At 67.8% G+C, this 13,196-nt stretch carries 12 protein-coding genes; 4 read left to right on the forward strand and 8 right to left on the reverse strand.

The genetic code is table 11. From position 1 onward, the window contains the following. Window positions 1-91 precede the first annotated feature (91 nt). Together AC5RWX_RS15575 and AC5RWX_RS15580 are read left to right on the forward strand one after the other, a co-directional pair. On the forward strand, window positions 92-1,687 hold the full coding sequence (locus AC5RWX_RS15575) for an ATP-binding protein (RefSeq protein ID WP_493939713.1): 1,596 nt from the start codon (window positions 92-94) through the stop codon (window positions 1,685-1,687). Continuing rightward, window positions 1,684-2,529 (forward strand): response regulator, encoded by an 846-nt coding sequence (locus AC5RWX_RS15580; RefSeq protein ID WP_493939712.1) that lies wholly within the window; start codon window positions 1,684-1,686, stop codon window positions 2,527-2,529. The genes AC5RWX_RS15575 and AC5RWX_RS15580 overlap by 4 nt, the downstream gene beginning before the upstream one ends. Here the strand turns inward: AC5RWX_RS15580 and AC5RWX_RS15585 are convergent. The 7 genes from AC5RWX_RS15585 to AC5RWX_RS15615 all read right to left on the reverse strand — a co-directional run bounded on the left by AC5RWX_RS15585 (window position 2,526) and on the right by AC5RWX_RS15615 (window position 10,368). Next, window positions 2,526-3,326 carry an HpcH/HpaI aldolase/citrate lyase family protein gene (locus AC5RWX_RS15585; protein WP_493939801.1) on the reverse strand — a complete coding sequence of 267 codons (801 nt, stop codon included), beginning with the start codon at window positions 3,324-3,326 and terminating at the stop codon, window positions 2,526-2,528. The genes AC5RWX_RS15580 and AC5RWX_RS15585 overlap by 4 nt on opposite strands. An 11-nt stretch (window positions 3,327-3,337) precedes the next feature. After that, window positions 3,338-3,931 carry a MaoC family dehydratase gene (locus tag AC5RWX_RS15590; RefSeq protein ID WP_493939711.1) on the reverse strand — a complete coding sequence of 198 codons (594 nt, stop codon included), beginning with the start codon at window positions 3,929-3,931 and terminating at the stop codon, window positions 3,338-3,340. After that, a complete protein-coding gene (locus AC5RWX_RS15595) occupies window positions 3,928-4,581 on the reverse strand; it encodes a CoA transferase subunit B (RefSeq protein ID WP_493939710.1) in 654 nt (217 codons plus the stop codon). Before AC5RWX_RS15595 ends, AC5RWX_RS15590 begins: the two co-directional genes overlap by 4 nt. A gap of 12 nt (window positions 4,582-4,593) precedes the next feature. Further along, the gene (locus AC5RWX_RS15600) at window positions 4,594-5,373 is read right to left on the reverse strand and encodes a CoA transferase subunit A (protein ID WP_493939709.1); all 780 of its coding nucleotides are present in this window, start codon (window positions 5,371-5,373) and stop codon (window positions 4,594-4,596) included. A gap of 158 nt (window positions 5,374-5,531) precedes the next feature. Then, window positions 5,532-6,695, reverse strand: a complete 1,164-nt coding sequence (locus AC5RWX_RS15605) for an acyl-CoA dehydrogenase family protein (RefSeq protein ID WP_494097602.1) — start codon at window positions 6,693-6,695, stop codon at window positions 5,532-5,534. A gap of 2 nt (window positions 6,696-6,697) precedes the next feature. Next, window positions 6,698-8,767 (reverse strand): acetyl/propionyl/methylcrotonyl-CoA carboxylase subunit alpha, encoded by a 2,070-nt coding sequence (locus AC5RWX_RS15610; protein ID WP_494097603.1) that lies wholly within the window; start codon window positions 8,765-8,767, stop codon window positions 6,698-6,700. After that, a complete protein-coding gene (locus tag AC5RWX_RS15615) occupies window positions 8,764-10,368 on the reverse strand; it encodes a carboxyl transferase domain-containing protein (RefSeq protein ID WP_493939706.1) in 1,605 nt (534 codons plus the stop codon). The genes AC5RWX_RS15610 and AC5RWX_RS15615 overlap by 4 nt, the downstream gene beginning before the upstream one ends. A 173-nt stretch (window positions 10,369-10,541) precedes the next feature. On the opposite strand from AC5RWX_RS15615, the gene AC5RWX_RS15620 reads away from it, so the two are divergent. Both AC5RWX_RS15620 and AC5RWX_RS15625 read left to right on the forward strand, forming a co-directional pair. Next, complete coding sequence (locus AC5RWX_RS15620; RefSeq protein WP_493939705.1) at window positions 10,542-11,162, forward strand: SACE_7040 family transcriptional regulator; 621 nt, start codon at window positions 10,542-10,544, stop codon at window positions 11,160-11,162. Window positions 11,163-11,197: 35 nt separating this feature from the next. Next, window positions 11,198-11,665, forward strand: a complete 468-nt coding sequence (locus AC5RWX_RS15625; protein WP_493939704.1) for a GNAT family N-acetyltransferase — start codon at window positions 11,198-11,200, stop codon at window positions 11,663-11,665. Between the two features lie 106 nt (window positions 11,666-11,771). Here AC5RWX_RS15625 and AC5RWX_RS15630 read toward each other — a convergent pair whose 3' ends face one another. After that, window positions 11,772-13,193 carry a dihydrolipoamide acetyltransferase family protein gene (locus AC5RWX_RS15630; RefSeq protein ID WP_494097604.1) on the reverse strand — a complete coding sequence of 474 codons (1,422 nt, stop codon included), beginning with the start codon at window positions 13,191-13,193 and terminating at the stop codon, window positions 11,772-11,774. Between the last annotated feature and the right edge of the window lie 3 nt (window positions 13,194-13,196).

The following is a 13,196-nucleotide window of genomic DNA, read 5'->3' on the forward strand; positions in this document are numbered from 1 at the left end:
CGGAAGAATGCGGTCATTGTGGCCGTATTGGTCATTGTGGTCTCAGGCGCAAACCGCTGTGGCGCAGGTAACAGCATGCGAAGATGGCGGGGTGTTCCGATCCTTGTCCCTGCGCTCCCAGCTGTTCGTGCTGCAGCTGTCCATCCTGCTCGTCGTCGTGCTGGTGGCAGGTTCGGTCGCCATTTCCATGCAGGAACAGCAGATCCGGGATGCCTACGAAGGGCGCATGGTCGGCGTGGCCCGCTCGGTGGCGCAGTTGCCCTCCATCGTGGAGGCTTTCGACGACGCCAACCCCAGCCAGACCATCCAGCCGATCGCCGAGCTGATCGCGCAATCGACCGGGGTGACGTATGTGGTGGTCACGGATCACCGCGGCATCCGCTACTCGCACCCGAACCAGGCGTTGATCGGGCAGATGGTCTCCACCGATCCGTCGATCCCGCTGTCCGGCGAGACCTTCATTGGCCGGCAGACCGGCACGCTGGGCGAATCGTGGCGTGTGAAGGTGCCGATCTATGACCGGTCGGGTGCCACGGTGATCGGCACCGCCTCGGTGGGAACGTTGGAGTCCACGCTGCGCGACGACCTGAACGACGACCTGCCGGTCCTGCTGGCGTGGCTGATCGCCGCCGCCCTGGTTGGCTCTGCGGGCGCCATCTACATCTCGCGTTTGGTTTGGCGGCGGATTTACCAGCTGGAGCCGGAAGAGATCGCCGCGCTGCTCGAAACCCGCGACGCCATGCTGCACGGCATAGGCGAAGGCGTGGTGGCCGTCGACGACCGCGGGCGCATCGCCCTGCTCAACGACGAGGCAAAACGGCTGCTGGATGTTTCCGACGCCGCGCTGGGCCGTCCGGCCACCTCCATCCTGGAACCAGTGCTGGCTGCCATGCTGGCCGCCAACGGCGGGGCCGACGAAACGGTACTCGCCGGCGAACGCGTGCTGCTGGCCCGGGCCAACGCGGCCACAGTGGACTCGCGCCGGGTGGGCAGTGTGCTCATCCTGCGCGACCGCACCGAACTGCACCAGCTGCTGCAGGATCTTGACGGTGCGCGGGACGTCACGCAGGCACTGCGCGCGCAGGCGCACGAATTCTCCAACAAGATGCATGTGATTTCCGGCCTGCTGGAGCTGGGACGCACGCAGCAAGCGGTGGATTTCATCTCCCGGTCCGGGCACGGCGGTTCCGTGGTGGCCGGTGAATTGGCTCCGGGGATCACCAATCCTGATGCCGCCAGCCTGCTGATGGCCAAGACAACCATTTGCGACGAAAAGGGCATCCAGTTGGTGATTGATCCTGCATCCGTGCTTGCGCCGGACGGCACAACGGATGCGGTCACCGTGCTGGGCAACCTGGTGGACAACGCGATGGAAGCCGTGGGGCCGCGGGGAACCATCGCCGTGTCCATCACGGAGGGCGCCGACGGGTGCACCATCACGGTCGCCGACGACGGTCCCGGCATCCCGCCGGAGGAACGGAGGCGCATCTTCGAACCGGGCGTCTCCAGCAAGGAAGCGGCGCTGCCGGGCAGCCGCGGCTTCGGCCTTGCCCTGGTGAGCCGGGTGGCTGCCCGCCGCGGCGGCACGGCCCGGGTTGCGCCGTCGGCCTCCGGCGGCGCCGAGTTCACGGTAAGCTTCTCGCCGACCCCGTCGAACGCCCGCCCGCAAGGAATCGCGGTCCCATGAACCAGATCCGCACCGTCGTTGTCGACGACGACAAGGAAGTCGCCGGCGTGCACACCGGTTTCCTGCTGGCCCACGGCGCCTTCGACGCGGTGGGCACCGCCTATTCCGGGACCGACGCGCTGGCCATGATTGCGGCCCTACGGCCCGAGCTGGTGCTGCTGGACATCCATTTGCCGGATCTGAGCGGCATCGAGGTACTGCGGTCAGTCCGCAACCTGCCGGGCGAACCGGTCGACGTCATCGCCATCACTGCCGCGCGCGAACTGGACACGGTGCGGGCGGCCATCGCGGGCGGCGTGATGCACTATTTGGTCAAACCGTTCACCGCCCGGGTGTTGATGGACCGGCTGGATGCCTACGTGGAGCACCGCCGGCAGATCAGCGGCAGCGGCCAGGCCGCCGTACTGGACCAGGACGGCATCGACCGGCTGCTGGCCCCCGCGCGCGACGCCGGCAGCGCCTCCGCCCGAGAGTCGCCGCACAGCGCCGGCGGAGGTCGGACGCCCGGCCACTCCTCCGACCCGGCCGCTGGCCAGACACGGCCGGGAGCTGCCGGCGGGCACCGCCACCGCGCCGGGGCCCCGGCTGCGACTATCCCCGGCCCCCTAGTGCCGGTCCCACTGCCCAAGGGTCTGTCCCTGCCCACGCTTGAGGCTGTCATCGCCGACCTGCACGCTACCGGGGCTGCGTCGTCGGCTTCCGAAGTCGCCGGACGTCTGGGACTGGCACGGGTGAGTGCGCGGCGCTATCTGGAGTACTTGGTGTCGCGCGGCCAGGCCCGGATCACGCCGCGGTACGGCGCCGCCGGCCGGCCGGAGAAATTCTATCTGCTGACCGGCTAGGAACGAATGTTGGCCCGCCGCAGGGTCAGCTCCGCGTGTTTGAGCAGGGGCCCGTCGATCATCTTGCCGCGGAAGCGGAACGCCCCCGGTTCGTTGGCCGCGGCAGCCAGCAGGGCGGCCGCGTAGTCCGCCTCCGCCTGGCCGGGGCGGTAGGCGCCCCTGACCACCTCAGCTTGGCTCGGATGGATGATCGCCTTGGCCGCAAAACCCGACGCTGCCGCATCCTCGGCTTCCGCCGCCAGCCCGTCCAGGTCCGGGATGTCGATGTAGACCGAGTCGATCGCCGCTTTGCCGTGGGCCCCTGCCGCCAGCAGCACCTGCGAGCGCGCCTGCCGGGCGACGTCCCGGTAGGTCCCGGACGCGAACCGGCTGGAGCTGCCGCCCAGCGAGGCGACCAGGTCCTCCGCGCCCCACATCAGCGCCGTGACATTCGGGCAGCCGGCCAGCTCGGCAGCATGCATCACGCCGAGCGCCGTCTCGCAGAGCGCCACCACCGAATACTCCCCCAGCCGCGCGACCGCCGGGGCGTCCTCGGCCTTGGCCAGCATGATGCTCCGGTAGCCGGACCGGCCGACGGCCTCCAGGTCCAGGGCGTGGTCCGCGGTGCCGACCGCGTTGACCCGCACCATGGTGCGTGCCGGATCCAGCGGCTGGCTGATGATGGCTTCCCGGGCCGCCGCCCGTTCCGCCGGCGCCACCGCATCCTCCAGGTCGAGGATCACCGCGTCGGCGCGTTCGGCAGCCTTCAGGTAGCGGTCCGGCCGGTCTGCCGGACAGAACAGGATGGCCGGTCCCATCTCGAAGCCGGTCACCGGCGCCTGCCTTCGGGCCGGCCGTCCCACAATTCCGCGTCGCTGGTTTCCGAGCCCGCGATCGAGGCGGCGTGGCCGTCCGCCGTCCACATCAGGCAGCTGCGCGTCACGGTGGCCACCACATCCCCGTGCTGGTTCCGGCCGGTGTGGTGCATGGTCACCACGCCGGTGCCGGGCCGGGACTTGGAAAGCCGCTTGTCGGTGACCACCGTCTCCGTATACAGCGTGTCTCCGTGGTAGAGCGGGTGCGGGAAGGTCACGTCCGTGAGGCCCAACTGCGCCACGATGGTGGACTGGGTCAGCTGGCCGACCGACTGGCCCACCACCGTGGCGAGGGTGAACATGGAGTTCATCAGCCGCTGCCCGAACGGTTGCTCGGCCGCCCAGGCCGCGTCCAGGTGCAGGGCCTGGGTGTTCATGGTGGCGGTGGTGAAGAGCACGTTGTCCGCCTCCGTCACGGTCCGGCCCGGGCGGTGGGCGTAGATGACATCCGCCTCGATCTCCTCGAAGTACAGTCCGCGCTGGATGACCACCTTCTGGGCGCCGGTTGCTTCGGAGGGGGTAGCCGCTGCCCCGGCGTCGGTGTTCACCGGGCACCTGCCTGGAACTGGTCAACCTTCAGTTCGGCGCCGGTGGCGGCCACCACGTCCTGGACGTCCACGCCCGGGGCCGTCTCGCGGAGTACCAGGCCCTGCTCCGTGACGTCGATGACGGCAAGATCGGTAATGATCTTGTCGACGCACGCCTTGCCGGTGAGCGGCAGCGTGCATTCGATGAGGATTTTGGGGTTCCCGTTCTTGTCCACGTGCTCCATCATGACGATCAGCTGTTTGGCGCCGAAGACCAGGTCCATCGCCCCGCCCATGCCCTTGACCATCTTCCCCGGGATCATCCAGTTGGCCAGGTCCCCGTTCTGCGCCACCTGCATGGCGCCGAGGACGGCGACGTCGACGTGCCCGCCGCGGACCATGCCGAAAGAGGCTGCCGAGTCGAAGATCGCCGCTCCGCGGTTGAGCGTCACGGTTTCTTTGCCCGCATTGATCAAGTCAGGATCGAGCTTGTCTTCGGTCGGATAGGGTCCGACGCCCAGGATGCCGTTTTCCGAATGCAGGATGACTTCCACGCCGTCGGGAATGTAGTTTGGAATCAGCGTGGGCATCCCGATGCCGAGGTTGACGTACTGCCCGTTTTCCAACTCCTGGGCCACGCGTGCGGCCAATTCGTTGCGTGTCAGTGCCATGGCGTGCTCCTTCTACTTCCCGTTGGCGCCGGCGGCCTGGCCGGCCAGCTGCACCGTGCGTTTTTCGATCCGCTTTTCCACGTCCGGCGTCAGCACCACGCGCTGGACGAAGATACCCGGGGTGTGGATTTGCTGCGGGTCCAGTTCGCCGGGCTCCACCAACTCCTCCACCTCGGCGATGGTGACCTTGCCGGCCATCGCGCAGAGCGGATTGAAGTTCATTGCCGTGGCATGGAAAACCAGGTTGCCCAGCCGATCGCCCTTGGCCGCGTGGACCAGCCCGAAATCCGGACGCAACGATTCCTCCAGCACGTAGTCGGCGCCGCCGAAGCTGCGCACCTCCTTCGGTTCCGAGGCGATGGCCACCGACCCATCGGCGTCGTACTTGCGCGGCAGGCCGCCCTCGCTGATCTGGGTGCCGACGCCGGCGGCGGTGTAGAAGGCGGGGATGCCGGCACCGCCGGCCCGCAGCTTTTCCGCCAGCGTGCCCTGCGGAGTCAGCTCCACTTCCAGTTCGCCGGCCAGGAACTGCCGGGCAAATTCCTTGTTCTCGCCCACGTAGGAGCTGATGGTGCGCCGAATCCGGCCGTCCGCCAGCAACACGCCGAGCCCCCAGTCGTCCACGCCGCAGTTGTTGCTGATGGTTTCCAGGTCCGTGGTGCCCGCGTCGTGCAGCGCCTGGATGAGCGCCACCGGAATGCCGCACAAGCCGAAGCCGCCCACGGCCAGCGAGGCGCCGTCGGGGATGTCCGCCACTGCCTCCGCGGCGGTTGCTACTACCTTGTTGATCACTGAGTCCTCCTCGGTCTTGTGCAAACGGCCCCTGATCTCCACGCGGGTCTGGCGGCCCTTGGTCGATCACCGGGGGGTGGTGACGGCCCCTGGTCGATCACCGGCGGGCCTGGCGGCCCTCGGTCGATCACCGGTTAGGCCCCTGGTCGATCACCGGTTTACAGGCCCAGCTCGCGTGCGATCAGCATCAACTGCACTTCGGTGGTCCCCTCGCCGACCTCCAGGATCTTCGAATCACGGTAGTGGCGCGCCACCCGGAACTCGTTGATGAATCCGAAGCCGCCGAAAATCTGGGTGGCATCGCGGGCGTTGTCCATGGCGGCTTCGCCTGCCACCATCTTGGCAATCGCGGACTGGGTTTTGAAGTGTTTACCGGCCAGCATCCGGGCGGCCGCGTCGTAATAGGCCAACCGGGCGGTGTGCGCGCGGGCCTGCATGCGGGCGATCTTGAACTGGATGGCTTGGAAGGCGCCGATGTTGGTGCCGAAGGCCTGCCGTTCCTTGGCATAGCGCACTGCCTCATCCACGCAGCCCTGCGCCGCCCCGGTGGCCAGCGCCGCTATCGCGATCCGGCCCTCGTCCAGGATTTGCAGGAAATTGGCGTAACCGCGGCCTCGCGCTCCCAGCAGGTTCCCCTCCGGAACGCGCACGTGGTCCAGGGTGAGCGGATGCGTGTCCGAGGCGTTCCAGCCCACCTTGTTGTACGCCTTCTCGGCGGTGAAACCCGGGGTGTCGGTGGGAACCAGGATGGTGGAGATTTCCTTCTTGACCGAGCCGTCTGCGCGCTCGGAGGTGCCGGTGACGGCGGTGACGGTGACCAGCTTGGAGATTTCGGTGCCGGAGTTGGTGATGAATTCCTTGTGCCCGTTGAGCACCCATTGCCCGTCGACCAGCTCGGCCCGTGTCTTCGTGCCGCCGGCGTCCGAGCCGGCTTCGGGTTCGGTCAGCCCGAAGCCGGCGAGCGCTTCGCCGCTGGCCAGCATCGGCAGCCACTGCTGTTTTTGTTCCTCGGTGCCGAAGCGGTAGATCGGCATCGCGCCCAGTGAGACCCCTGCCTCCAGGGTGATCGCCACCGACTGGTCCACCGCTCCGAGTTGCTCCAGCGCCAGCGCGAGCGCGAAATAGTCGCCGCCCATCCCGCCGTATTCCTCCGGGAACGGGAGCCCGAACAGACCCATCTCGCCCATCTGTTCCACCACCTTGTACGGGAAGCTGTGCTCCTCGTCGTGCTTGGCGGAGACCGGTGCGACCACCTCGCGGGCGAAGTCGCGGACCGTCTCCACCAGGTCCTGATGGTCCTCGCTGAGGGAAAAATCAGGCATGGTCATGCCCCTTTCTGCTCATGTTCTGGGACAGGATCTGCTGCCCGCACGACGGCGACAATCTGGTCTGCCTTGACCAGATCGCCAGGTTTCAGGCTGATGCTGACTTCGCCGGCGATCCCGGCGCTCAGCTGGTGTTCCATCTTCATCGCTTCCACCGTGAGCAGCGGCTGGCCGGCCGAGACCTGTTCGCCGCTAACCACCGCCACCGAGGTCACCGTGCCCGGCATCGGCGAGCGCACCTCGGGCGACACCTGCCCTTCGGCCCGCTGGACCTCAGCCAACGCGTCCGCCAGCCGGCTCTCCCGGCTGCGGACGGCCAACCGGGCCGACCAGCCTGCATCGCCCAGCCACACCACGCCGTCCTCGCCGAAGGCGTGGCGCAGCGGCCGGCGGACCCCGTCGATTTCAACGGCCTGCCCGTCTGGGGAAGGCACGACGGCGTAGCTGCCGCCGCCTGTGCTGACCACCGCACCGCCGGGCGGGTCCGCTGCCGCTTCCCCGGCCCAGGCCACGGCCACCTCCCGGTGCTCGCCGCCGCCCAAGTCGAAGCTGACGGTGCGCGGGCGCGGCCCGCTCAACCGCCAGCCGTTGCTCCGCCAGGCGGACCCGGCACGTCCCGCCGCCGCGGTCTGGCTCCGCGTCTGCTGTTCACGGAGCAGCCAGTACACCGCGGCCACGGCCAGTTCCGCGTCGTCGGGCCGCCGGAACTGCTGGTGCATGATCTTCCGGTCGATCAGCGTGGTGTCGAGCCGGCCGGCGTGCACATCGTCGTCGGCCAGCAGGCTGCGAAGGTGTTCAATGTTCGTGTGGACGCCCAGCACGCTGGTATCGGCCAGTGCGCCGTCCAGCCGCGCCAGGGCCTGCTGCCGGTCCACTCCCCACGCGACCACCTTGGACAGCAACGGGTCGTAGTCGGAGGGGATGGCCAGGCCGGGCAGCAGCGAACTGTCCACCCGGATGCCCTCGCCAGCCGCTTCGGCAAGGTCCAGCACCGTGCCGGCTGAGGGCAGGAACTGCTGGGCGGGGTCTTCGGCATAGACGCGGGCTTCCACCGCGTGTCCCGCCAGCACGACGTCGGATTGCGCCAGCGTGAGCACCTCGCCGGCCGCGATCCGCACCTGCCATTCGACCAGGTCCAGCCCGGTCACCATTTCGGTGACCGGATGTTCCACCTGTAGCCGGGTGTTCATCTCCATGAAGAAGAACTCGCCCGGTGTGTCGTCGGAGACCAGGAACTCTACGGTTCCGGCCCCGGTATAGTCCACCGATCGGGCGGCCTCGCAGGCGGCTTCGCCGATCCTGGCGCGGGTGGCTTCGTCCAACAACGACGACGGCGCCTCCTCGATGACTTTCTGGTGCCGGCGCTGCAGCGAGCACTCGCGTTCGCCCAAGTGGATGGCGTTGCCGTATTGGTCACAGAGCACCTGCACTTCAATGTGCCGGGGCCGGGCGATCAGCCGCTCCAGGAACAACGTGTCGTCGCCGAAGGCTGAGGCGGCCACGCGCCGCGCGGCGGCGAGCGCGGCGGAGAGTTCGTCGGGCCGCTGCACGGCCACCATGCCCTTGCCGCCGCCGCCGGCCGACGGCTTGATCAGCAGCGGGTAACCGACCTTCTCGGCGGCCAGGACCAGGCGGTCGTCGTCGAGCCCGGGCTCATCGATCCCGGGGACCACCGGAACCCCGTGCGACGCCACATGGTTTTTGGAGCGGATCTTGTCCCCCATGATCCCGATCGCCCCGACGTTCGGCCCGATGAAGACAATGCCCGCCGACTCCAGCGCCTGCGCGAAGTTCACGTTCTCGCTGAGGAAGCCATACCCGGGGTGCACCGCCTCGGCACCGGTGGCCTTGCACGCCTCGATGACTGCGTCGATGCGCAGATAGCTCTCCGCAGCCGGCGCGGGCCCGATCCGCACCGCAATGTCCGCCTCGCGCACGTGCCGGGAACCGGCGTCGGCATCTGAATAGACGGCAGCGGAACGGATGCCCATGCTGCGCAGCGTACGGATCACGCGGCAGGCAATTTCGCCGCGATTGGCTACCAGGACGGTCTCGAACACGTCTCTCACATCCTGAACAGGCCGAAAGCGGATTCCGGCAGCGGACTGTTGGCGCAAACATCGAGGGCGAGGCCCAGCACCGTGCGGGTCTGCGCCGGGTCGATAATGCCGTCGTCCCAGAGCCGGGCGGTGGAATAGTACGGGTTCCCCTGGACTTCGTATTGTTCCCGGATGGGGGCTTTGAACGCTTCCTCGGCTTCGGCGCTCCATTGCTCCCCGCGGGCCTCCATCTGGTCGCGCTTGACGGTGGCCAGGACCGAGGAGGCCTGGTTGCCGCCCATCACCGAGATCCGCGCGGCCGGCCACATCCAGAGGAAGCGCGGCGAGTAGGCGCGTCCGCACATGGAATAGTTGCCGGCCCCGAAGGATCCGCCGATCACCACGGTCAGCTTCGGCACGCGGGCCGTGGCGACGGCGGTGACCATCTTGGCGCCGTGCTTGGCGATGCCGCCGGCCTCGTAGTCGCGGCCGACCATGAAGCCGGAGAGGTTCTGCAGGAACACCAGCGGGATGCCGCGCTGGTCGCACAGTTCGATGAAATGCGCGCCCTTGAGCGCGGATTCGGAAAAGAGCACGCCGTTGTTCGCCACGATCCCCACCTGGTGCCCGTGAAGGCGGGCGAAACCGGTGACCAGGGTGGTGCCGTACTCCCGTTTGAACTCATGGAAGCGGCTGCCGTCCACCAGCCGGGCGATGACCTCGCGGACGTCGTAGCTGGCATTGACGTCCACCGGAACGGCGCCGTAGATCTCCTGCGGTTCGACTGCCGGTTCTTCGACGGCCGCCGTCTCCCACGCCGGCCTCTGGGACGGCAGCGTAGAGACAATGTCGCGGACGATCTGCAACGCATGCAGATCGTTCTCCGCCAGGTGGTCCGTCACTCCCGACGTCTGCGCATGCAGTTGGCCGCCGCCCAGCTCCTCGGCTGTGACCACTTCGCCGATGGCGGCCTTTACCAGCGGCGGGCCGCCCAGGAAGATGGTTCCTTGGTTGCGGACAATCACTGTCTCATCACTCATCGCCGGCACGTACGCACCGCCGGCTGTGCAGGAACCCAGCACCGCGGCAATCTGCGGGATCTTTGCTGCCGACATCCGCGCTTGATTGTAGAAAATGCGCCCGAAGTGCTCGCGGTCCGGGAACACGTCGTCCTGCTTGGGCAGGAACGCACCGCCGGAATCCACCAAGTAGATGCAGGGGAGGTTGTTCTCCAGCGCCACTTCCTGGGCGCGCAGATGTTTCTTAACCGTCATCGGATAGTAGGTGCCGCCCTTGACGGTCGCATCGTTGCAGACCACCAGCACGTGGCGGCCATGGACCAGGCCGATGCCGGCGATCATCCCGGCGCCGGGCGAATCGCCGTCGTACATGCCTTCTGCGGCCAGCGGGGCGATCTCCAAAAACGGGCTGCCGTCATCCAGCAGGGTGTCCACCCTCTCCCGCGGCAGCAGCTTGCCGCGGGCAAGGTGACGCGCGCGCGCACTCTCCGGCCCGCCCAGCGCAGCCGAGGCCAAGCGGTCGTGTAGTTCCGCCGCCAGCTTGCGCTGCTCCGCGTCGTTGGTCCGGAAGCTTTCGCTGGTAGTGTCCACCCGGGAAGCCAGTGTCTCCATCGACACCTTCCTGGCCGAAGCCGTTGCGCACCCCGCAGCCCGCCGCCGACCGCGGCAGAAACAACTGGCCTGCAAGACGCATTTTGGTTAGTCTGTACTAACTGAAATCAGGCTAATAGCCGCTGACAGTCTTGTCCAGCACTCATCCAGCATTTGCTCGAGGGAGCCCACCCATGCCGATAGCACCGCATGCCGACGCCGAGATACGGCAGACCGGGCGCAGCCGGGCCAAGGCGACCCGCCGGGCCGCGCTGCTGGATGCCGCCGCCCGCCTCTTTGCCGAGCGCGGCTTCAACGGGGTCTCCATCGAGGACCTGGGCTCGGCGGTGGGCGTCAGCGGCCCTGCCGTCTACCGGCATTTCAACAGCAAGCATGCCGTCCTGGCCGCCCTGCTCACGGGCGTCAGCCAGGACCTGCTGGACGGCGGCCAGGAAGTGGCGGCCAGCCGGCACGACGCCGAGGAAGCCCTCCGCGGGCTGGTCGCCTTCCATGTGGACTTTGCCTTGAAAAATCCCGACGTGATCCGCGTCCACGACAGAGACCTGGACAGCCTGCCCGCCGAGGATTCGGCCATCGTGCGGACGCTGCAGCGCACCTACGTGGAAGTGTGGGTTTCGGTGCTGGCACGGCTGCTGCCCGAGGCGGATGCGGCACAGCTAAGGGTCCGCGCCCACGCCGCTTTCGGGCTGATCAACTCGACCCCGCATTCGACCCATCGGAGCAGGCCGCTGCGGGAAGCCTGGCGCCGCAATCTGCTGGAACAAATGGCATGGGCGGCATTGAAAGCCGAGTAGGGTGTATCAGATACCAACTAGCCGAAAGGTCTACTGTGATTGAGCTTCGTCCTGTAGAACCTGCCGACCTCGACGAGTTTTTCGAGTACCAGCAGGATCCCGACGCCAACCATATGGCCGCCTTCGCGGCCAAGAACCCCTCTGACCGCGGCGTCTTCAACCTGCACTGGCAAAGCCTGCTCGACGACGAGACCATCACCGTTCGCACCGTCACTGTCGACGGCGAAGTGGTGGGAAGCGTGCTGGCCTATCCGAACGAAGGGTACCCGGAACTCAGCTACTGGACGGCCAAGTCGCAGTGGGGCAAGGGCGTCACCACCGCGGCCGTCGAGGCGTTTTTGAAGGAATTCACCGAGCGTCCCATCCGCGCCCGGGTGGTCAAGGACAACCTGGGCTCGGTCAAGGTGCTGCACAAGCTGGGATTCCGCACCGTCGGCGAAGCCCAGGGATTCGCCAATGCGCGCGGCGCCGTGGTCACCGAGGAGATCCTCGAACTGGCCTGATGGCACGCCGGCTTGAAGCGGCATACCTGCTGCAAGCCGGCGTCGTGCCTGCTGCAAGCCGGGTCGTGCCTGCTGCAAGCCGGTGCATCACCTCGTTCCGAGTGCCTCACACCATGGTCAGTGCCATCCCGGGATCCGACAGGAGGGCGCCGACGTCGGCAAGGAAGCGCCCTGCCTGCTCACCGTCCACTACCCGGTGGTCGAAGGACAGGCTCAGCGTCACCACCTCGCGCAGCGCCACCTCACCCCGGTACTCCCACGGTTGCCGGCGCACGGCGCCGACGGCCAGAATGGCGGACTCCCCCGGGTTGAGGATGGGCGTGCCAGCATCGATGCCAAAGACGCCGATGTTGGTAATCGAGATGGTCCCGCCGCGCAGGTCGGACGGGGCGGTTTTGCCGGCCCGGGCGGTCTCGGCCAACTCCCCCAGCGCCTCCGCCAGCCGGCGCAGATCCAGCCGGTGCGCGCCCTTGATGTTAGGCACTGTCAGCCCGCGCGGGGTGGCCGCGGCGATGCCCAGGTTCACGTAGTTCTGCTGCACGATCTCACCGGCTGCCTCATCCCAGCGGGCATTCAGTTCCGGATGGCGCGCCAACGCCAGGCACACCGCCTTGGCCGCGATGGTCAGCGGCGTGAGCTTCAGCCCGGCGAACGCCTTGTGCCCTTTGAGCCGTTGGATCAGTTCCATGCTGGCCGTGGCATCGACGGTCAGAAACGCCGATGCCTGGGGTGCGGTGAACGCACTGGCCACCATGGCCGCGGCCGTCAGCTTGCGCACTCCCTTAATCGGGATGCGCGTCTCTACCTCGGCCGCGCCGGCCAGCCAGCCGCCGGCTGCTGCGGGGGCCGACGCCTCCGCCGGCGCCTGCGCCGGGGCCCCTCGGCCGACGGCGTGGAAATTCTGCACATCGTCCCGGGTAATCAGCCCTCGTTCGCCGGTTCCCACGACCTTCGCCAGATCGACGCCTAGATCCTTGGCCAGCTTCCGCACCGGTGGGGTGGAGCGAGGCCGCTCCGCAGCCGGCGCCGCAGTCAGTAAGCCCTGGATCCCGCTGGCAGCGGACATCCGCGCAGTTCCCGCTTGTGCCGCGGCGGCGGCTCCCTGCGGTTCGGTCCCGACGGCAGCGGACGGCGCCAAGGTGGGGCCCGCTGCGACAGCCGTTCGGCGCGGGCGTCGGGCCGGTCGACCGTTCCTTTCGGCGGCAGCGCCGTAGCCCACCAGGTTCGGCTGGCGCTGAGACGCCGGCTCCCCCGGCGCCTTCCCGCCGTCGTCGGGTTGTCCTTGGTCTTCCACTTCAATGGAAACGATCGGTTCACCGACGCTGACCGTGGTCCCCGGACCTTCGTGCAGCGTCCGAACCACGCCGGTGAACGGCGAGGGCAACTCCACCACCGCCTTGGCGGTTTCGACCTCGCCGAGGATCTGGTTCAGTTTCACCGCATCGCCTTCGGCCACACGCCAACTGACGATCTCCGACTCGGTGAGCCCTTCGCCCAAATCCGGCAGTTTGAATACCTTGATCCCCACGGG

Source organism: Arthrobacter sp. SPT-J7 (assembly GCF_059089965.1).